We start from the raw sequence: 20832 nt of genomic DNA on the forward strand, positions 1-20832 counted from the left end.
AAGACCCCATCTGCGAAAGCAGATGGGGTTTTGTTTTTGCGCGCGAAAAAGCGAGTATCCATTCTTCACAAGATAACTAACGCATAAGCGATGCTTGGCTGCGGTCTGCGCCGTGAAACGTACGCTTGCGTAGGTCGGCTGTATGACTATCATGCGCGTCTTACTACCAGGCACTCTCACTCATGCATACGTTGCTAAAGCTACTTGAAGACGGGGCGTTTCACTCCGGAGAGGATCTGGGGATTGCGCTGGGCGTCAGCCGGAGTGCCGTCTGGAAGAAGCTGCAGCAGGCCCAGGCTGACCTTGGCATAGAAATTTACAAAGTGCGCGGTCGTGGTTACCGTTTGGCTTCGCCGCTGTCATTGTTGGACGATGAGGCCCTGCGCCGTGAGCACATTGGGTTGGGTTGGGCATGCAGGATTCACGAAACTATCGACTCGACGAATGCTGAAGCCATGCGAGTGGCGAATTCAGGTGCTGAACTTCCTTCCTTGATTCTTTCAGAGCAGCAGACGGCGGGCCGCGGCAGGCGTGGCCGTCAGTGGATAAGTCCTTTCGCTGAAAATCTCTATTACAGCCTCGCCTTGCGTATGGATGGCGGGACGCGTCGGCTCGACGGTCTCAGCCTTCTCGTAGGGCTTGCTGTGGTAGATACCCTGCGAGAGCTCGGTATTCGTAGTGCGGGGCTGAAATGGCCTAACGACATTCTGGTTGGCGGCAAGAAACTCGCCGGAGTGCTGCTCGAGTTAACTGGCGATCCTGCCAATGTATGCCACGTAGTGATTGGTATTGGGATCAATATCAATATGCGTGAATCCATTAACGTCGACCAGGCTTGGACGTCGTTGGCCCTTGAACTGGGACATGTGCATGACCGGAACAAGGTTGCTTGCGCGCTAAGTCGCAATCTCAGCGCCTATCTTGCTGGTCATCAAGAAAAGGGCTTTGCGGCCTACCGGAGAGATTGGGAGGACAAGCACTTATGGCAAGGCCTCGCGGTCGCTCTCACCGCGGGTGCGAAGATCACTCGGGGCATTGTCATGGGAGTTGGTGATGATGGGGCGTTACGCCTGGACGTAGGCGGGCGTGAGGAGTATTTCAGCGGGGGGGAGGTGAGTCTGAGGCTCCAGGGTAACTAGGATAGAAATCGGAGTTAGTAGGTAGGCATGCATCCGGATGCGTATCGTTTATGAGGTGGGTATGCCTTGGGCGTTTTTGTTGTTAATCATGTTGAACGGTCTTTATTTTGTCTGGCATCAGCAGGATGCGCCGCTACGCCCTAAAGAGGTCGAGCCGCTGCTAACCCATCGAGCATATGGTCAGGATATTCGGTTGCTCAGTGAGTCGGGATTGGGTGGTGGTAATGCGCGCACCGCTGCAGAGCAAGAGAAATGCCTCTACCTGGGCGGTAGCGCCCAGCAGGCTGAGGCAGTACTTCTTGAGCAGCGTCTTGTTGCTTTGGATATCGATACTCATCTTGGAGAGCGTCTGGACCAGCAAGGCGGCGCGTATTGGCTGAGGATTGCGCCTGCGAGCAGGCGTCTGGTCAGTGATGCGTTGATCGCCGAGCTCCGGAGGGATTTCCCCATGCTAAAAAATGAAATAATGTCATGTGAAGGCATTGCAACGGCTGATTAGTTTGAATAGAATGGCGCCCGCTTCGCAGTGCAGATCAATTGATAAGTGCTCGTGTAGCAAGAGTCAATGCTTGTAACCTCAAGTTTTTATTGAGAAAAAGATTGACAGAAGGGCGGCATGGTATAGAATGCTGCCTCGCTTAGGAGGGGTTCCCGAGCGGCCAAAGGGATCAGACTGTAAATCTGACGTCTACGACTTCGAAGGTTCGAATCCTTCCCCCTCCACCAAATTTTGAGCGTAAGCAGTAAAGCTCAGCGGGTATAGTTTAGTGGTAGAACCTCAGCCTTCCAAGCTGATGATGCGGGTTCGATTCCCGCTACCCGCTCCAAGTTTTCTGGTTGTGCAATTTGTTTTGCTCTTGTAGCTCAGTTGGTAGAGCACACCCTTGGTAAGGGTGAGGTCAGCGGTTCAAATCCGCTCAAGAGCTCCATTACTAAGGCAGATATGTGAGTATCTGCCTTTGTTTTAAGTGCTACGAATCCCAGGGTTTTCAGGTGCTTGGTGAGGTAGTGCTGCAGTAAATCGATTTGCGCGATGCGTAGTTATCGAGTTGCTGTTGAAATCTTCCTGTCAGGTCCGCATAATGTTCGGCCTGATTTTGCTTTTAGGTCAGTAGCTCAATTGGCAGAGCGACGGTCTCCAAAACCGTAGGTTGGGGGTTCGATTCCCTCCTGACCTGCCAGATTCTCAAAAGTATCTGGCTTTCTTTTCACAGGATTTTAGTAGATGAATCCAAAGGCTGAAGCCCAAGACTCCCGGTTTGATCTCGTGAAGTGGCTAGTAGTAGTGCTTCTGGTGGCTGTGGGTGTCGTTGGAAATCAATACTACTCCGCGCAACCAATCCTGTATCGCGTTCTTGCCCTGCTTGTGATCGCCGCATTGGCAGCCTATGTGGCTCTCCAGACGGGGAAGGGTAAGGCTTTCTTTGTTTTGGCCAAGGAAGCGCGCGTTGAGATTCGTAAAGTCGTGTGGCCTACGCGTCAAGAGACTACTCAGACCACTTTAATCGTGGTTGCAGTGGTTCTCGTCATGGCGCTGCTGCTGTGGGGTTTAGATTCCCTGCTCGGCTGGCTTGTTTCCTTGATTGTCGGCTAAGGGTGTCCCGTGGCTAAGCGTTGGTACGTAGTGCATGCCTACTCGGGTTACGAGAAGCATGTCATGCGCTCACTGGTTGAGCGTGTAAAGCTTGCAGGCATGGAAGATGGCTTCGGCGAAATTCTGGTCCCTACTGAAGAAGTAGTGGAAATGCGTAACGGCCAGAAACGCAAAAGTGAACGCAAATTCTTCCCTGGCTATGTGCTTGTCCAGATGGATATGAACGAGGGCACTTGGCACTTGGTCAAGGACACGCCTCGTGTAATGGGCTTCATCGGTGGTACGGCGGACAAGCCGGCCCCTATTACCGATAAAGAAGCTGAGGCCATTCTGCGTCGCGTTGCTGATGGCAGCGACAAGCCGAAGCCAAAGACTCTGTTCGAGCCGGGCGAAGTCGTCCGCGTTACAGATGGTCCGTTTGCTGATTTCAACGGTACCGTCGAAGAGGTCAATTACGAGAAGAGCCGCATCCAAGTGGCAGTGCTCATTTTCGGACGCTCCACTCCGGTGGAGCTGGAGTTCAGTCAGGTCGAAAAGGCGTAACTGAGCTCAAAATCCCATACCCCGCAGCCCTGGGCTGTGGGGTTTTTTCGTCACCGGGATAAACGCGCAAGTAACCGGGGAGCCTTTCGAGGCGCTAGAACCCGTAATTGGAGTGCCTCATGGCCAAGAAGATTACCGCTTACATCAAGCTTCAAGTGAAAGCCGCTCAGGCTAACCCAAGCCCGCCTGTTGGTCCTGCACTAGGTCAGCACGGCGTGAACATCATGGAATTCTGCAAAGCGTTCAACGCCCGTACTCAGGGTATTGAGCCAGGTTTGCCGACTCCCGTGATCATCACTGTTTACAGTGACCGCAGCTTCACCTTTGAAACCAAAAGCACCCCGGCTTCGGTACTGCTGAAAAAAGCAGCTGGCTTGACCAGCGGCTCGGCTCGTCCGAACACCGTAAAAGTTGGCACCGTAACCCGTGCTCAACTGGAAGAAATCGCCAAGGCAAAAAATGCCGACTTGACCGCTGCTGATATGGACGCCGCCGTGCGCACCATCGCCGGTTCCGCTCGTAGCATGGGCCTTAACGTGGAGGGTGTGTAATGGCTAAGCTGACTAAGCGCCAAAAAGCTATCGCTTCCAAAGTTGAAGCTGGCAAATCGTATAACTTCAACGACGCCGCTGCTCTGCTGGCTGAGTTGTCGACAGTGAAGTTCAGCGAGTCTGTAGACATCGCCGTGAACCTCGGTGTTGATCCTCGTAAATCCGACCAGGTCGTACGTAGCGCTACCGTGCTGCCTCACGGCACTGGCAAGACCGTTCGTGTCGCAGTATTTACTCAGGGTCCAGCTGCTGAAGCTGCTCTGGCTGCAGGCGCTGATCGTGTTGGTATGGACGATCTTGCTGCTGAAATGAAAGGCGGCGACCTGAACTATGACGTCGTAATTGCCTCCCCGGACGCAATGCGTGTTGTTGGTCAGTTGGGTCAGATCCTCGGCCCGCGCGGCCTGATGCCTAACCCTAAAGTCGGTACCGTTACTCCAGACGTAGCCACTGCCGTGAAAAACGCCAAGGCTGGTCAGGTTCGTTATCGCACCGACAAAAACGGCATTATCCACACCTCCGTTGGCAAGGTCGGCTTTGATGCAGACAAGCTGCGTGAGAACGTTGAAGCGCTGATCGCTGATCTGAAGCGTATCAAGCCAGCTTCCTCGAAAGGTATTTACGTCAAGCGCGTAACACTGAGCACCACTATGGGCCCAGGCTTGGTCATCGACCAAGGTTCGTTAGACGCGTAAGACTGGCATGGCGCGGGTAACCGCGTCGTTGCGAAAATTGGGGTCCCTGCCTGGCGGGGGCTATCCAAGACCGTAGGCGGCGAAAGCCTTAAACCTCAAGCCTACGCAGATGGTGCTCCCGGTTCCTTACCGAATCAGACACCAAAACGACATCCGGCTCAGGTCAGATGAAACGGTAACAAGCAGGAGTTAAACCCGTGGCAATTAAACTCGAAGACAAGAAGGCCATCGTCGCTGAAGTCAACGAGGCTGCCAAAGTCGCTCTGTCTGCTGTTGTGGCTGATGCCCGCGGTGTGACGGTAGGCGCGATGACCGGACTCCGTAAAGAGGCTCGTGAAGCTGGCGTTTACGTACGTGTAGTACGTAACACCCTGCTCAAGCGCGCCGTTGCTGACACTGAATACAGTGTCCTCAACGATGTGTTCACTGGCCCGACCTTGATCGCCTTCTCCAACGAACATCCAGGTGCTGCTGCCCGTTTGTTCAAAGAGTTTGCTAAAGGTCAGGATAAGTTCGAGATCAAGGCAGCTGCGTTCGAGGGCAAGTTCCTCGCAGCTAATCAGATCGACGTACTGGCAACACTGCCGACCCGCAACGAAGCGATTTCGCAGCTGATGAGCGTGATTCAAGGCGCTACCAGCAAGCTCGCTCGTACTCTGGCGGCCATTCGCGAACAGAAAGAAGCCGCTGCAGCCTAAGGGCAGGTACTTCCTCTCGCGTATTTTTGTTTATTTCGATGGTCGCGTAGGCCGTCCCCCAATTCAGGAATTAGAGTCATGTCTATCTCTCAAGACGATATCCTCAACGCCGTAGCTGAAATGTCCGTTCTGCAGGTTGTTGAGCTGATCAAAGCATTCGAAGAAAAATTCGGTGTTAGCGCTGCTGCTGCTTCCGCTGGCCCAGCTGCTGCTGCTGCCGTTGTTGAAGAGCAAACTGAATTCAACGTCATGCTGCTGGAAGCTGGCGAGAAGAAAGTTAACGCTATTAAAGCAGTTCGTGAACTGACCGGTCTGGGCCTGAAAGAAGCCAAGGCAGTCGTTGACGGCGCTCCAGCCATGGTCCTGGAAGCAGTCTCCAAAGACGCTGCTGACAAAGCCAAAGCTGCTCTGGAAGAAGCAGGCGCTAAAGTCGAGCTGAAGTAAGCATCGACTTTGCGTTTCCAGCCCAAGCGTTAAGCGAAAGGCTGATGGCTGGTGGCTTCTGCCACCGGCCTTTTTCCGTTGTTGGCAGCTGATTCGGTTAGCGCTGATTACGTGATCTACCCACCTCGAACGGTGGCGCGAACCATGGGGTTCGCAAGATTTTTCTGGCTGCTCCCGTCGGGAGGAGCCAAACAAGCAGGTGACCAAGCTGGGGAACGCTGATGGCTTACTCATATACTGAGAAAAAACGTATCCGCAAGGACTTTAGCAAGTTGCCGGACGTCATGGATGTGCCTTACCTCCTGGCCATCCAGCTGGATTCGTATCGTGAATTCTTGCAAGCGGGAGCGACTAAAGATCAGTTCCGCGACGTGGGCCTGCATGCGGCCTTCAAATCTGTTTTCCCGATCATCAGCTACTCCGGCAATGCTGCTTTGGAGTATGTGGGTTATCGTCTGGGCGAACCGGCTTTTGATGTCAAGGAATGCGTGCTCCGCGGTGTGACATACGCCGTACCTTTGCGGGTAAAAGTACGTCTGATCATTTTCGACAAAGAATCGTCGAACAAAGCGATCAAGGACATCAAAGAGCAAGAAGTCTACATGGGTGAAATCCCCCTGATGACTGAAAACGGTACCTTCGTTATCAACGGTACCGAACGAGTGATCGTTTCCCAGCTGCACCGCTCCCCGGGCGTGTTCTTTGATCACGACCGCGGCAAGACGCACAGTTCCGGGAAGCTGTTGTACTCGGCTCGCATCATTCCTTACCGTGGCTCGTGGCTGGACTTCGAATTCGATCCGAAAGACTGTGTCTTCGTACGTATCGACCGTCGCCGCAAACTCCCTGCATCGGTTCTGCTCCGTGCATTGGGTTACACCACTGAAGAAGTGCTGGATGCCTTCTACACCACCAACGTATTCCACGTTCAGGGCGAGAACCTGAATCTGGAGTTGGTGCCTCAGCGCCTGCGTGGCGAAATTGCCGTTCTGGATATTCTGGACGACAAGGGCAAGGTGATTGTTGAGCAAGGCCGCCGTATCACGGCTCGCCACATCAACCAGCTCGAAAAAGCGAACATCAAGACCCTTGAAGTTCCGCTCGACTACGTCATCGGCCGCACCAGCGCCAAAGCGATTGTGCATCCGGCGACCGGTGAGATCATTGCCGAGTGCAATACCGAGCTGAACACCGAGATCCTGGCGAAAATTGCCAAGGCTCAGGTTGTTCGCATCGAGACGCTGTACACGAACGACATCGACTGCGGTCCGTTCATTTCTGACACTCTGAAGATCGACTCGACCGGCAATCAGCTGGAAGCCCTGGTCGAAATCTATCGGATGATGCGTCCTGGCGAGCCACCTACCAAGGATGCCGCCGAGACCTTGTTCAACAACCTGTTCTTCAGTCCCGAGCGCTACGATCTGTCGGCTGTAGGTCGGATGAAGTTCAACCGCCGCATCGGTCGTACCGAGATCGAAGGTTCGGGCGTCCTGCACAAAGACGACATCGTCGCTGTGCTGAAGACCCTGGTCGACATCCGTAATGGTAAAGGCATCGTCGATGACATCGACCACCTCGGTAACCGTCGCGTTCGTTGCGTAGGCGAGATGGCCGAGAACCAGTTCCGTGTAGGTCTGGTACGTGTTGAGCGTGCGGTCAAAGAGCGTCTGTCGATGGCAGAAAGCGAAGGCCTGATGCCTCAGGACCTGATCAACGCCAAGCCTGTTGCGGCAGCGGTGAAAGAGTTCTTCGGTTCCAGCCAGCTTTCCCAGTTCATGGACCAGAACAACCCGCTGTCCGAGATCACTCACAAGCGTCGTGTTTCTGCACTCGGCCCTGGTGGTCTGACACGTGAGCGTGCCGGCTTTGAAGTTCGTGACGTACACCCGACTCACTATGGTCGTGTATGCCCGATTGAGACGCCGGAAGGTCCGAACATTGGTCTGATCAACTCCTTGGCCGCTTATGCGCGCACCAACCAGTACGGCTTCCTCGAGAGCCCGTATCGTGTTGTTAAGGATGCTCTGGTAACTGACGAAATCGTTTTCCTCTCGGCTATTGAGGAAGCGGATCACGTCATTGCCCAGGCTTCTGCGGCAATGAACGACAAGAAGATCCTGATCGACGAGCTGGTTGCTGTACGTCACTTGAACGAGTTCACCGTCAAGGCGCCGGAAGACGTCACCCTGATGGATGTTTCGCCGAAGCAGGTTGTTTCGGTTGCAGCATCGCTGATCCCGTTCCTTGAGCACGACGACGCCAACCGTGCGTTGATGGGTTCGAACATGCAGCGTCAGGCTGTTCCAACTCTGCGCGCTGACAAGCCGCTGGTTGGTACTGGGATGGAGCGCAACGTTGCGCGTGACTCCGGTGTCTGTGTCGTGGCCCGTCGTGGTGGCGTGATCGACTCTGTAGACGCCAGCCGCATCGTGGTTCGTGTTGCAGATGACGAAGTTGAGACAGGCGAAGCCGGTGTCGACATCTACAACCTGACCAAATACACGCGCTCGAACCAGAACACCTGCATCAACCAGCGTCCGCTGGTGAGCAAGGGTGATCGCGTTCAGCGCAGCGACATCATGGCTGACGGCCCGTCCACCGATATGGGTGAACTGGCGTTGGGTCAGAACATGCGCATCGCGTTCATGGCGTGGAACGGCTTCAACTTCGAAGACTCCATCTGCCTGTCCGAGCGTGTTGTTCAGGAAGATCGCTTCACCACAATCCACATTCAGGAACTGACCTGTGTGGCGCGTGATACCAAGCTTGGGCCTGAAGAGATCACTGCCGACATCCCGAACGTGGGTGAAGCAGCTCTTAACAAGCTGGACGAAGCCGGTATCGTTTATGTTGGTGCGGAAGTCGGCGCTGGCGACATTCTGGTAGGTAAGGTCACTCCGAAAGGCGAGACCCAGCTGACTCCGGAAGAGAAGCTGCTGCGCGCAATCTTCGGTGAAAAAGCCAGCGACGTTAAAGACACCTCCCTGCGCGTACCTACCGGTACCAAAGGCACTGTCATTGATGTCCAGGTCTTCACGCGTGATGGCGTTGAGCGTGATGCTCGTGCGCTGTCCATCGAGAAGAGCCAGCTTGACGAGATCCGCAAGGACTTGAACGAAGAGTTCCGCATCGTTGAAGGCGCAACTTTCGAGCGTCTGCGTTCCGCGCTGGTCGGTCGTGTCGCTGAAGGTGGTGCCGGCCTGAAGAAAGGCCAGGAAATCACCAACGAAGTTCTGGACGGTCTGGAGCATGGTCAGTGGTTCAAGCTGCGCATGGTCGAAGATGCGCTGAACGAGCAGCTCGAGAAGGCTCAGGCGTATATCGTTGATCGTCGCCGTCTGCTTGACGACAAGTTCGAAGACAAGAAGCGCAAGCTGCAGCAGGGCGATGACCTTGCTCCAGGCGTGCTGAAGATCGTCAAGGTCTACCTTGCCATTCGCCGCCGTATCCAGCCGGGCGACAAGATGGCCGGTCGTCACGGTAACAAAGGTGTGGTCTCCGTGATCATGCCGGTTGAAGACATGCCGCACGATGCCAACGGCACGCCGGTGGATATCGTCCTCAACCCGTTGGGTGTACCTTCGCGTATGAACGTCGGTCAGATCCTCGAAACTCACCTGGGCCTCGCGGCTAAAGGGTTGGGCGAGAAGATCAACCGCATGCTCGAAGAGCAGCGTAAAGTCGTTGAGCTGCGCAAGTTCCTGAACGAGATCTACAACGAGATTGGCGGCCGTCAGGAAAGTCTTGATGACCTGTCTGATCAGGAAATTCTGGATCTGGCGAAGAACCTGCGTGGCGGCGTTCCTATGGCTACTCCGGTATTCGACGGCGCCAAGGAATCCGAGATCAAGGCAATGCTCCGCCTGGCGGACATGCCGGACAGTGGCCAGATGCAACTGTTCGACGGCCGTACCGGTAACAAGTTTGAGCGTCCGGTCACCGTTGGCTACATGTACATGCTGAAGCTGAACCACTTGGTGGACGACAAGATGCACGCGCGTTCCACTGGTTCGTACAGCCTGGTCACCCAGCAGCCGCTGGGTGGTAAGGCTCAGTTCGGTGGTCAGCGTTTCGGGGAGATGGAGGTCTGGGCGCTGGAAGCATATGGCGCGGCGTACACTCTGCAAGAAATGCTCACAGTGAAGTCGGACGACGTGAACGGCCGTACCAAGATGTACAAGAACATCGTGGACGGCGATCACCGTATGGAGCCGGGCATGCCCGAGTCCTTCAACGTGTTGATCAAAGAAATCCGTTCGCTCGGTATCGATATCGATCTGGAAACCGAATAACACGTGACGCGAATCGAGGGTGGGTCGGTATGACTGCCCTCTGCTCCGCCAGGAGGAAAGGCCTTGAAAGACCTACTGAATTTGCTGAAAAACCAGGGTCAAGTCGAAGAGTTCGACGCCATCCGTATCGGATTGGCATCGCCTGAGATGATCCGTTCGTGGTCGTTCGGTGAAGTTAAAAAGCCGGAAACCATCAACTACCGTACGTTCAAACCTGAGCGTGACGGCCTGTTCTGCGCCAAGATCTTTGGCCCGGTCAAGGATTACGAGTGCCTGTGCGGTAAGTACAAGCGCTTGAAGCATCGTGGCGTTATCTGCGAGAAGTGCGGCGTTGAAGTCGCACTGGCCAAAGTCCGTCGTGAGCGCATGGCTCACATCGAACTGGCGTCGCCGGTAGCTCACATCTGGTTCCTGAAATCGCTGCCGTCCCGTATCGGCTTGCTGATGGACATGACCCTGCGTGATATCGAACGCGTTCTCTACTTCGAGAGCTATGTCGTTATCGATCCAGGCATGACCACCCTCGAAAAAGGGCAGCTGCTGAACGACGAGCAATACTTCGAAGCCCTCGAAGAGTTCGGTGATGACTTCGACGCCCGTATGGGTGCCGAGGCTGTCCGTGAGCTGCTGCACGCTATCGATCTGGAACACGAGATCGGCCGTCTGCGCGAAGAAATTCCGCAAACCAACTCCGAAACCAAAATCAAGAAGCTGTCCAAGCGTCTGAAGCTGATGGAAGCCTTCCAGGGTTCCGGCAACCTTCCAGAGTGGATGGTGTTGACCGTTCTGCCGGTTCTGCCGCCAGACCTGCGTCCACTGGTTCCGCTTGATGGTGGTCGTTTCGCGACTTCCGACCTCAACGATCTCTATCGTCGAGTGATCAACCGTAACAACCGTTTGAAGCGCCTGCTGGATCTGTCTGCTCCTGACATCATCGTGCGCAACGAAAAGCGCATGCTGCAGGAAGCTGTGGATGCCTTGCTCGACAACGGTCGTCGCGGTCGCGCCATCACAGGTTCGAACAAGCGTCCTTTGAAATCCCTGGCTGACATGATCAAGGGTAAGCAAGGTCGTTTCCGTCAGAACTTGCTCGGTAAGCGTGTTGACTACTCGGGCCGGTCGGTAATTACCGTAGGTCCGACCCTGCGTCTGCATCAGTGCGGTCTGCCGAAGAAGATGGCCCTCGAGCTGTTCAAACCGTTCATCTTCGGCAAGCTTGAAATGCGTGGTCTCGCTACCACCATCAAAGCTGCCAAGAAAATGGTCGAGCGCGAGTTGCCAGAGGTCTGGGACGTTCTCGCCGAAGTCATTCGCGAACATCCAGTGCTTCTGAACCGTGCACCGACACTCCACCGTCTGGGTATCCAGGCGTTTGAACCGGTTCTCATCGAAGGTAAAGCGATCCAGCTGCACCCGTTGGTCTGTGCGGCATACAACGCCGACTTCGACGGTGACCAGATGGCTGTTCACGTGCCGCTGACGCTGGAAGCCCAGCTCGAAGCTCGTGCCCTTATGATGTCGACCAACAACATCCTGTCGCCAGCGAACGGTGAGCCAATCATCGTTCCTTCGCAGGACGTTGTGCTGGGTCTGTACTACATGACCCGTGAAGCGATCAACGCCAAGGGCGAAGGTCGTGTGTTCGCGGATCTGCAGGAAGTTGACCGTGTATTCCGTGCCGGCGAAGCCGCGCTGCATGCAAAAGTAAAAGTGCGCATCAACGAAACGGTCAATGATCGTGACGGCGGCAGCGTCAAGAACACCCGTATCGTCGACACAACTGTCGGCCGTGCGCTGCTGTTCCAGGTGGTTCCGGCCGGCCTGTCATATGACGTCGTCAACCAGCCGATGAAGAAGAAGGCGATCTCCAAGCTGATCAACCAGTGCTATCGCGTGGTTGGCCTGAAAGAGACCGTTATTTTCGCTGACCAGTTGATGTACACCGGTTTTGCCTATTCGACGATCTCGGGTGTTTCCATCGGCGTTAACGACTTCGTTATCCCTGATGAAAAAGCTCGCATCATCGACGCCGCAACCGACGAAGTGAAAGAGATCGAAAGTCAGTACGCCTCAGGCCTGGTTACCCAGGGCGAGAAGTACAACAAGGTGATCGACCTCTGGTCCAAGGCCAACGATGAAGTCTCGAAAGCGATGATGTCGAACCTCTCGAAAGAGAAGGTTGTCGACCGTCACGGTGAGACCGTTGACCAGGAATCCTTCAACTCGATGTACATGATGGCCGACTCGGGTGCGCGGGGTTCCGCAGCACAGATCCGTCAGCTGGCAGGTATGCGTGGTCTGATGGCCAAGCCGGATGGCTCGATCATCGAGACGCCGATCACTGCAAACTTCCGTGAAGGTCTGAGCGTACTTCAGTACTTCATCTCGACCCACGGTGCTCGTAAGGGTCTTGCGGATACCGCGTTGAAGACCGCGAACTCCGGTTACCTGACTCGTCGTCTCGTAGACGTGGCGCAGGATCTGGTCGTTACCGAGGTTGACTGCGGTACTGAACACGGTCTGGTAATGACGCCGCACATCGAAGGCGGTGATGTCGTAGAGCCGTTGGGCGAACGCGTACTGGGTCGAGTGATCGCCCGTGACGTATTCAAGCCTGGCACTGAAGACGTCATCGTTCCAGGCGGCACACTGGTTGACGAGAAGTGGGTTGAATTCATCGAGCTGAACAGCATCGACGAAGTCATCGTACGTTCCCCAATCAGCTGTGAAACCCGTTTCGGTATCTGCGCCAAGTGCTACGGCCGAGATCTGGCTCGCGGTCACCAGGTGAACATCGGTGAAGCTGTCGGCGTTATCGCTGCGCAGTCGATCGGTGAGCCGGGTACCCAGCTGACCATGCGTACATTCCACATCGGTGGTGCGGCAAGTCGTACTTCTGCTGCGGACAGCGTCCAGGTGAAGAACGGCGGTATCGTTCGTCTGCACAACCTGAAGCACGTTGAGCGCCTTGATGGCCACCTGGTCGCGGTTTCACGTTCCGGTGAGCTGGCAATTGCCGACGAATTCGGGCGTGAGCGCGAGCGTTACAAGCTGCCGTACGGCGCTGTGATTCTGGTGAAGGAAGGTGACAAGGTCGACGCAGGGTCCATCGTGGCCAAGTGGGATCCGCACACTCACCCAATCGTTACCGAGATGAAAGGTACCGTGACCTACGTGGGCATGGAGGAAGGTATTACGATCAAGCGCCAGACCGACGAACTGACCGGTTTGACCAACATCGAAGTACTGGATGCCAAAGACCGTCCTGCAGCAGGTAAAGACATTCGTCCTGCGGTCAAGATGGTTGGTGTTGATGGCAAGGATCTGCTGTTGCCGGGTACCGATGTACCCGCTCAGTACTTCCTGCCGGCAAACGCCCTCGTCGGTGTTGCGGATGGTGTGCAAGTGGGTGTGGGTGACGTTATCGCCCGTATCCCGCAAGAGACCTCCAAGACTCGTGACATCACCGGTGGTCTGCCGCGCGTTGCCGACTTGTTCGAAGCGCGTCGCCCTAAAGAAGCGTCGATCCTGGCTGAAGTCAGCGGTACGATTGCGTTCGGTAAAGAGACCAAAGGCAAGCGCCGTCTGGTTATCACGCCAAACGATGGTACCGATCCGTACGAAGAGCTGATTCCTAAGTGGCGTCACTTGAACGTCTTCGAAGGTGAGCAGGTCAGCCGTGGTGAGGTTATCTCAGACGGTCCTAGCGATCCGCACGATATCCTGCGTCTGCTGGGTGTCAGCGCTCTGGCGAAATACATCGTCAACGAGATTCAAGACGTTTACCGCCTGCAAGGCGTGAAGATCAACGACAAGCACATCGAGACGATCCTTCGCCAGATGCTGCGTAAAGTCGAGATCGCTGAGTCGGGCGACTCCAGCTTCATCAAGGGCGACCAGATGGAGTTGACGCACGTACTGGTTGAAAACGAGCGCTTGGCAGCCGACGAGAAGTTTGTTTCCAAATTCACTCGTGTGTTGCTTGGTATCACCAAGGCCTCGCTGTCCACCGAATCGTTCATCTCGGCGGCCTCCTTCCAGGAGACCACTCGCGTACTGACCGAGGCGGCGGTTACCGGCAAGCGCGATTACCTGCGCGGGCTGAAAGAGAACGTCGTCGTGGGTCGTCTGATTCCTGCGGGTACCGGTCTGGCATATCACAGCGAGCGCAAGCGTCGTCGTGAAGCTGACAAGCCGATGCGTGTGAGTGCGAGCGAAGTTGAAGCCGCTCTGACCGAAGCGTTGAACTCAAGCAGTAATTGAGGGTAGGGCCCCGATTTTCATAGTCATTGGTCTCACCCGGTTCGGTGGGTTGCCAGTGGTTGTGGACACCGGGGCTTTGCCTTGACTGGGGGCAGGATCCTCTTTAGACTCTTGTACCCCTAAATCTGGCGGGACGTATGTCCTGCCATTTTGCTTTTCTTGTAAGACAATAGCGTCGCAAGACAACAGTGGAGCTAGTAGATGGCAACTATCAACCAGCTGGTACGTCAGCCGCGTAAGCGTATCGTCGAGAAATCCGACGTGCCTGCGCTGCAGAACTGCCCGCAGCGCCGTGGTGTGTGCACTCGCGTGTACACAACTACGCCGAAAAAACCTAACTCGGCATTGCGTAAAGTCTGCCGGGTGCGTCTGACCAACGGTTTCGAGGTTTCCTCGTACATCGGCGGTGAAGGCCACAACCTGCAAGAGCACAGCGTCGTACTGATTCGTGGCGGCCGTGTAAAAGACTTGCCAGGTGTTCGTTACCACACCGTTCGCGGTTCGTTGGATACCTCCGGTGTCAAAGGTCGTAACCAGGGTCGTTCGAAGTACGGTACCAAGAAGCCTAAGTAGTAGCGGCTTTTTGTAAAAACTGAATCATCTTATTTTCTGAGTCGATAAGAGTAAGGTCGGAAGCGCCAGTAGGTGCTGATTCCGAGCGAACCTGAAGACCGTTTGAGGGCTTATCCATGCCAAGAAGACGCGTAGCAGCCAAGCGCGAAGTGCTTGACGATCCAAAATACGGCAGCCAGATCCTGGCCAAGTTCATGAACCACGTTATGGAGAGCGGCAAAAAAGCCGTTGCCGAGCGTATCGTTTATGGCGCGCTGGAAAAGGTTAAAGAACGCAAGAACTCCGATCCCCTGGAAATCTTCGAGAAAGCTCTCGACGCCATCGCTCCGCTGGTCGAAGTGAAGTCGCGCCGTGTAGGCGGTGCTACTTACCAGGTTCCGGTCGAAGTTCGTCCGTCCCGTCGTAATGCTCTGGCAATGCGTTGGCTGGTAGACTTCGCGCGCAAGCGCGGTGAGAAGTCTATGGCTCTGCGTTTGGCTGGCGAACTGTTGGACGCCGCCGAAGGTAAAGGTGCTGCGGTCAAGAAGCGTGAAGACGTGCACCGTATGGCTGAAGCCAACAAAGCTTTCTCGCACTACCGCTTCTAATTTCAGCGTCACTAATTTTGCGAGGGCTTTATGGCTCGTACTACACCGATCAACCGTTACCGTAACATTGGTATCGTTGCTCACGTGGATGCTGGTAAAACCACCACCACCGAGCGCGTCCTTTTTTACACCGGTAAAAGCCACAAGATGGGCGAGGTGCATGACGGCGCCGCGACCACCGACTGGATGGTTCAGGAGCAGGAGCGTGGTATTACCATTACTTCTGCTGCTATTACTGCCTTTTGGCAGGGTTCCGAGAAGCAGCACAAAGACCAGTATCGCTTCAACGTGATTGACACCCCGGGCCACGTAGACTTCACCATTGAAGTTGAGCGTTCCCTGCGTGTACTCGACGGCGCGGTCGTGGTCTTCTGTGGTACCTCGGGCGTTGAGCCGCAGTCGGAAACCGTATGGCGTCAGGCCAACAAGTACGGTGTTCCGCGTCTTGTTTATGTAAACAAGATGGACCGTGCCGGTGCAGACTTCCTGCGCGTAATCGGTCAGATCAAACAGCGGTTGGGCCACACTCCGGTCCCTATCCAGTTGGCAATAGGTTCTGAAGACAACTTCCAGGGTCAGATCGATCTGATGGCTATGGAAGCGGTTTACTGGAACGATTCCGACAAGGGTATGGTTCCTGTTCGTAAGCCTATCCCTGCTGAACTGCAGGAACTGGCTGACGAATGGCGTGGCAACATGGTTGAGGCTGCGGCCGAAGCCAGCGAAGAGCTGATGAACAAGTACCTCGAAGGTGAGGAGCTCACCAACGCGGAAATCAAGGATGCTCTGCGTCAGCGTACTATCGCTGGTGAAATCGTCCTGGCTGTTTGCGGTTCTTCCTTCAAGAACAAGGGCGTTCCCCTGGTTCTCGACGCCGTGATCGACTATCTGCCGGCACCGGTTGATATTCCTGCCATCAAGGGCACCGACCCTGATGACGAGACTATCAATCTCGAGCGTCATGCAGACGACAACGAGCCGTTCTCGGCTCTGGCGTTCAAGATCGCTACTGACCCATTCGTCGGCACCCTGACGTTTGTCCGTGTTTATTCGGGCGTGTTGGCATCCGGCGACGGCGTGATCAACTCTGTCAAGGGCAAGAAAGAGCGCGTGGGTCGTATGGTGCAAATGCACGCTAACGCTCGCGAAGAGATCAAGGAAGTGCGCGCTGGTGACATCGCGGCCTTGATCGGCATGAAGGACGTCACCACTGGCGAAACCTTGTGCAACGCTGACAAGCCAATCATCCTGGTTCGGATGGACTTCCCGGAGCCGGTTATTTCGGTTGCCGTAGAGCCTAAAACCAAGGATGACCAGGAAAAAATGGGTATCGCACTGGGCAAACTTGCTCAGGAAGACCCGTCTTTCCGCGTCAAAACTGATGAAGAGACTGGTCAGACGATCATCTCTGGCATGGGCGAGCTGCACCTGGACATCCTGGTTGACCGGATGCGCCGTGAGTTCAACGTCGAAGCCAACATCGGTAAGCCTCAGGTTTCGTATCGTGAGCGCATCACGAAGAACTGTGAAATCGAAGGCAAGTTCGTTCGCCAGTCCGGCGGTCGTGGTCAGTTCGGCCACTGCTGGATCCGTTTTGCACCTGCTGACGAAGGTCAGGAAGGTCTGCAATTCGTGAACGAAGTAGTGGGTGGTGTGGTTCCTAAGGAATACATCCCGGCTATCCAGAAGGGTATCGAAGAGCAGATGAAGAACGGCGTTGTTGCCGGCTATCCGCTGATCGGCCTGAAGGCTACCGTGTTTGATGGTTCTTACCACGACGTCGACTCGAACGAGATGGCGTTTAAGGTGGCTGCTTCCATGGCGACCAAGCAACTGGCCCAGAAGGGCGGCGGTGAGTTGCTTGAACCGATCATGGCTGTAGAGGTTGTTACGCCTGAAGACTATATGGGTGACGTGATGGGCGACCTTAACCGTCGTCGCGGCATGATCCTGGGTATGGAAGATACGGTCTCCGGCAAGGTAATTCGTGCCGAGGTTCCGTTGGGTGAGATGTTCGGTTATGCGACCGACGTTCGCTCCATGTCCCAAGGTCGCGCAAGCTACTCTATGGAATTCAAAAAATACAATACAGCTCCGTCGCACATCGTCGAAACTGTAACCAAAAAACAAGGCTGATTCAGCGCCTTTAGGCTAGGAGTTATTTGTCGTGGCTAAAGAAAAATTTGATCGTTCCCTTCCGCACGTCAACGTTGGCACCATCGGTCACGTTGACCATGGTAAAACCACGCTGACCGCTGCTCTGACTCGTGTCTGCTCCGAAGTTTTCGGTTCGGCTCGTGTTGACTTCGACAAGATCGACAGCGCACCAGAAGAGAAAGCTCGCGGTATCACCATCAACACCGCTCACGTTGAGTACAACTCGGCCGTGCGTCACTACGCACACGTTGACTGCCCAGGTCATGCCGACTACGTGAAGAACATGATCACCGGTGCTGCCCAAATGGACGGCGCTATCCTGGTTTGTTCGGCTGCTGATGGTCCGATGCCACAAACTCGTGAACACATCCTGCTGTCCCGTCAGGTGGGCGTTCCGTACATCGTGGTCTTCCTGAACAAGGCTGACCTGGTAGACGACGCTGAGCTGCTGGAACTGGTTGAGATGGAAGTGCGCGATCTGCTGAGCACTTACGACTTCCCGGGCGACGACACTCCAATCATCATCGGCTCTGCCCGTATGGCGTTGGAAGGCAAAGACGACAACGAGATGGGCACCACTGCCGTCAAGAAGTTGGTTGAAACTCTGGACAGCTACATTCCTCAGCCAGAGCGTGCTGTCGACAAGCCGTTCCTGATGCCTATCGAAGACGTATTCTCGATCTCCGGTCGCGGTACTGTTGTGACTGGTCGTGTTGAGCGCGGTATCGTCAAGGTTCAAGATCCACTGGAAATCGTTGGTCTGCGTGACACTACAGTCACCACCTGCACCGGTGTTGAAATGTTCCGTAAACTGCTCGACGAAGGTCGTGCTGGCGAGAACTGCGGCGTTCTGTTGCGCGGTACCAAGCGTGATGACGTTGAGCGTGGCCAGGTTCTGGTCAAGCCAGGTACTGTCAAGCCGCACACTCAGTTCGAAGCTGAAATCTACGTTCTGAGCAAAGAAGAAGGCGGTCGTCACACTCCGTTCTTCAAAGGCTACCGTCCACAGTTCTACTTCCGTACTACCGACGTAACTGGTAGCTGCGAACTGCCGGAAGGCGTTGAGATGGTTATGCCAGGTGATAACGTGAAAGTTTCCGTTACCCTGATCAAGCCAATCGCAATGGAAGACGGTCTGCGTTTCGCTATCCGTGAAGGCGGTCGTACCGTCGGCGCTGGCGTCGTAGCCAAAATCATCGCGTAAGCGATGATCTTCAAAAAGAGCCCCCGCTTGCGGGGGCTTTTTTATTGGGTTGACACCCTGTTAGCTCGTCTATAGAATTGCGCCTCCTTTAAACGGGCGTATTGCGCTCGGTGGGAAGTAGCCTGGAGTCTGAAATCCAATGCAAAATCAGCAAATCCGTATCAGGTTGAAGGCTTTTGACCATCGCCTGATCGACCAATCCACCCAGGAAATCGTGGAAACCGCGAAACGTACTGGTGCTCAAGTGCGTGGTCCGATTCCACTCCCTACCCGTAAAGAGCGGTTCACCGTTCTGGTTTCTCCGCACGTCAACAAAGACGCGCGCGACCAGTACGAGATCCGTACTCATAAGCGTGTTCTGGACATCGTCCAGCCAACGGATAAAACCGTTGACGCGCTGATGAAGCTTGATCTTGCGGCAGGTGTGGAAGTACAGATCAGCCTCGGCTAAGACTCGGGTCTTAGTCGTGTAACGCTCTGAAATGGGCGGCCATAGCGGGTGAAAGCCCCGTACACTCATGAGGTTTACAACATGACTATTGGTGTAGTCGGTCGTAAATGCGGTATGACCCGTATTTTCACCGAAGAAGGTGTCTCCATTCCGGTTACGGTCATTGAGATCGAGCCGAATCGCGTCACCCAGTTCAAAACCGAAGAAGTCGATGGCTATCGTGCAGTGCAAGTCACTGTCGGTGTGCGTCGTGCTTCCCGTGTGACTGCTGCTCAAGCAGGTCACTTCGCTAAAGCGAACGTTGCCGCTGGTCGTGCCGTCCTGGAGTTCCGTCTTGAAGAAGGCGAATACAAGGCTGGCGATCTGATCAATGCAGAAATCTTTGCTGCTGGCCAAATGGTAGATGTTACCGGTCAGTCCAAAGGTAAAGGCTTCCAAGGTACTATCAAGCGCCACAATTTCCGTGGTCAAGATAATACTCACGGTAACTCCGTGTCCCACCGCGTCCCGGGCTCTATCGGCCAGTGCCAGACTCCTGGTCGTGTATTCAAGGGCAAAAAAATGTCCGGTCATATGGGCGCTGAGCGCGTGACCGTGCAGTCCCTGGAAGTAGTGCGCGTGGACGCTGAACGCAATCTGTTGTTGGTCAAGGGTGCTGTTCCTGGCGCTACTGGCGGCAATGTGGTTGTACGTCCAGCAGCCAAGGCTCGCGGTTAAGGGGAAGCTGACATGCAATTAAATGTAAATGACGCCCAAGCGATCGAAGTTTCCGAACTGACATTTGGCGGCGAATTCAACGAGACGCTGGTTCACCAGGCAGTCGTGGCCTACATGGCTGGCGGTCGTCAGGGTAGCAAGCAGCAAAAGACCCGTTCTGACGTATCCGGTGGCGGTAAGCGCCCTTGGCGTCAAAAGGGTACTGGCCGTGCTCGTGCCGGTACTATCCGTAGCCCGATCTGGCGCGGCGGTGGTGTCACTTTCGCAGCACGTCCTCAGGACCACTCTCAGAAGCTCAACAAGAAGATGTATCGCGCTGCATTGCGCTCCATCCTTGCTGAACTGGTTCGTACTGATCGTCTGGTCGTGGTTCAGGATTTCGTTGTTGAATCGCCGAAAACCAAAGATCTGCTGGGCAAACTGAACGACATGAGCCTGACCGACGTTTTGATCGTGTCGGACGCTGTCGATCAGAACCTGTACCTGGCTGCTCGCAACCTGCCGCACGTTGATGTGCGTGATGTTCAAGGTTCCGATCCAGTTAGTCTGATCGCATACGACAAAGTGTTGATCACTGTGTCGGCCGTGAAGAAATTCGAGGAGCTGCTGGGATGAACCAGGAACGCGTATTTAAAGTTCTGCTTGGCCCGCACGTTTCCGAGAAGGCTACGGTTCTGGCAGACAAAAAAGGTCAGTTCGTTTTCAAGGTTGCTACTGATGCAACCAAGCTGGAAATCAAGAAGGCCGTCGAAAGCCTGTTCAGCGTGAAAGTAGAGCGTGTCACTACCCTGAATGTTATGGGTAAGACCAAGCGCACTGCTCGCGGTCTGGGCAAGCGTAATGACTGGAAGAAGGCAGTTATCTCCCTTCAGCCAGGCCAAGATCTCGATTTCAGCAGCAGTGCTGAGTAAGGAAGGGGTG

Annotated in this window: 18 protein-coding genes and 4 tRNA genes; all 22 read left to right on the plus strand. The window is 54.9% G+C overall.

Going from position 1 to position 20832, the window contains the following annotated elements:
• The first annotated feature begins 182 nt into the window (after positions 1-182).
• Positions 183-1139, plus strand: coding sequence for a bifunctional biotin--[acetyl-CoA-carboxylase] ligase/biotin operon repressor BirA (gene birA / locus L4G42_RS23810; RefSeq protein WP_237254165.1), 957 nt, complete (start codon positions 183-185; stop codon positions 1137-1139).
• A 61-nt stretch (positions 1140-1200) separates the two neighbouring features.
• Positions 1201-1638 carry a hypothetical protein gene (locus L4G42_RS23815; RefSeq protein WP_237254209.1) on the plus strand — a complete coding sequence of 146 codons (438 nt, stop codon included), beginning with the start codon at positions 1201-1203 and terminating at the stop codon, positions 1636-1638.
• 142 nt (positions 1639-1780) lie between these two features.
• A tRNA-Tyr gene (locus tag L4G42_RS23820) sits at positions 1781-1865 on the plus strand.
• Between the two features lie 27 nt (positions 1866-1892).
• A tRNA-Gly gene (locus L4G42_RS23825) sits at positions 1893-1966 on the plus strand.
• 26 nt (positions 1967-1992) lie between these two features.
• A tRNA-Thr gene (locus L4G42_RS23830) sits at positions 1993-2068 on the plus strand.
• 176 nt (positions 2069-2244) lie between these two features.
• A tRNA-Trp gene (locus L4G42_RS23835) sits at positions 2245-2320 on the plus strand.
• Between the two features lie 44 nt (positions 2321-2364).
• The gene (gene secE / locus L4G42_RS23840) at positions 2365-2733 is read left to right on the plus strand and encodes a preprotein translocase subunit SecE (RefSeq protein WP_237254166.1); all 369 of its coding nucleotides are present in this window, start codon (positions 2365-2367) and stop codon (positions 2731-2733) included.
• 9 nt (positions 2734-2742) lie between these two features.
• Positions 2743-3276 carry a transcription termination/antitermination protein NusG gene (gene nusG, locus L4G42_RS23845; protein ID WP_003317113.1) on the plus strand — a complete coding sequence of 178 codons (534 nt, stop codon included), beginning with the start codon at positions 2743-2745 and terminating at the stop codon, positions 3274-3276.
• Between the two features lie 119 nt (positions 3277-3395).
• A complete protein-coding gene (gene rplK / locus L4G42_RS23850) occupies positions 3396-3827 on the plus strand; it encodes a 50S ribosomal protein L11 (protein WP_037017696.1) in 432 nt (143 codons plus the stop codon).
• Positions 3827-4522: a 50S ribosomal protein L1 gene (gene rplA / locus L4G42_RS23855; RefSeq protein ID WP_237254167.1), complete on the plus strand. Its 696-nt coding sequence runs from the start codon at positions 3827-3829 to the stop codon at positions 4520-4522. The genes rplK and rplA overlap by 1 nt, the downstream gene beginning before the upstream one ends.
• A 197-nt stretch (positions 4523-4719) precedes the next feature.
• The gene (rplJ, locus tag L4G42_RS23860; RefSeq protein WP_133775993.1) at positions 4720-5220 is read left to right on the plus strand and encodes a 50S ribosomal protein L10; all 501 of its coding nucleotides are present in this window, start codon (positions 4720-4722) and stop codon (positions 5218-5220) included.
• A gap of 78 nt (positions 5221-5298) precedes the next feature.
• Positions 5299-5664 carry a 50S ribosomal protein L7/L12 gene (gene rplL / locus L4G42_RS23865; protein ID WP_237254168.1) on the plus strand — a complete coding sequence of 122 codons (366 nt, stop codon included), beginning with the start codon at positions 5299-5301 and terminating at the stop codon, positions 5662-5664.
• 221 nt (positions 5665-5885) lie between these two features.
• Positions 5886-9959: a DNA-directed RNA polymerase subunit beta gene (rpoB, locus tag L4G42_RS23870; RefSeq protein WP_192174975.1), complete on the plus strand. Its 4074-nt coding sequence runs from the start codon at positions 5886-5888 to the stop codon at positions 9957-9959.
• A gap of 63 nt (positions 9960-10022) precedes the next feature.
• The gene (gene rpoC, locus L4G42_RS23875; RefSeq protein WP_108121483.1) at positions 10023-14222 is read left to right on the plus strand and encodes a DNA-directed RNA polymerase subunit beta'; all 4200 of its coding nucleotides are present in this window, start codon (positions 10023-10025) and stop codon (positions 14220-14222) included.
• Positions 14223-14423: 201 nt separating this feature from the next.
• Positions 14424-14795 (plus strand): 30S ribosomal protein S12, encoded by a 372-nt coding sequence (rpsL, locus tag L4G42_RS23880; RefSeq protein ID WP_002555494.1) that lies wholly within the window; start codon positions 14424-14426, stop codon positions 14793-14795.
• 116 nt (positions 14796-14911) lie between these two features.
• A complete protein-coding gene (gene rpsG / locus L4G42_RS23885) occupies positions 14912-15382 on the plus strand; it encodes a 30S ribosomal protein S7 (protein ID WP_002555493.1) in 471 nt (156 codons plus the stop codon).
• A 30-nt stretch (positions 15383-15412) separates the two neighbouring features.
• Complete coding sequence (fusA, locus tag L4G42_RS23890) at positions 15413-17518, plus strand: elongation factor G (RefSeq protein WP_237259809.1); 2106 nt, start codon at positions 15413-15415, stop codon at positions 17516-17518.
• A 31-nt stretch (positions 17519-17549) separates the two neighbouring features.
• Entirely contained in the window at positions 17550-18743 is a 1194-nt protein-coding gene (gene tuf / locus L4G42_RS23895; RefSeq protein ID WP_133775997.1) for an elongation factor Tu, read from the plus strand.
• A gap of 139 nt (positions 18744-18882) precedes the next feature.
• Positions 18883-19194, plus strand: a complete 312-nt coding sequence (rpsJ, locus tag L4G42_RS23900; RefSeq protein ID WP_003186070.1) for a 30S ribosomal protein S10 — start codon at positions 18883-18885, stop codon at positions 19192-19194.
• An 81-nt stretch (positions 19195-19275) separates the two neighbouring features.
• The gene (gene rplC / locus L4G42_RS23905; RefSeq protein WP_237261257.1) at positions 19276-19911 is read left to right on the plus strand and encodes a 50S ribosomal protein L3; all 636 of its coding nucleotides are present in this window, start codon (positions 19276-19278) and stop codon (positions 19909-19911) included.
• Between the two features lie 12 nt (positions 19912-19923).
• Entirely contained in the window at positions 19924-20526 is a 603-nt protein-coding gene (gene rplD / locus L4G42_RS23910; protein WP_237254170.1) for a 50S ribosomal protein L4, read from the plus strand.
• Positions 20523-20822, plus strand: a complete 300-nt coding sequence (gene rplW, locus L4G42_RS23915) for a 50S ribosomal protein L23 (protein WP_065988457.1) — start codon at positions 20523-20525, stop codon at positions 20820-20822. Before rplD ends, rplW begins: the two co-directional genes overlap by 4 nt.
• Positions 20823-20832: the final 10 nt, after the last annotated feature.

The sequence above is a fragment of the Pseudomonas petrae genome, assembly GCF_021728295.1.
GTDB classification, from domain to species: Bacteria; Pseudomonadota; Gammaproteobacteria; order Pseudomonadales; family Pseudomonadaceae; genus Aquipseudomonas; species Aquipseudomonas petrae.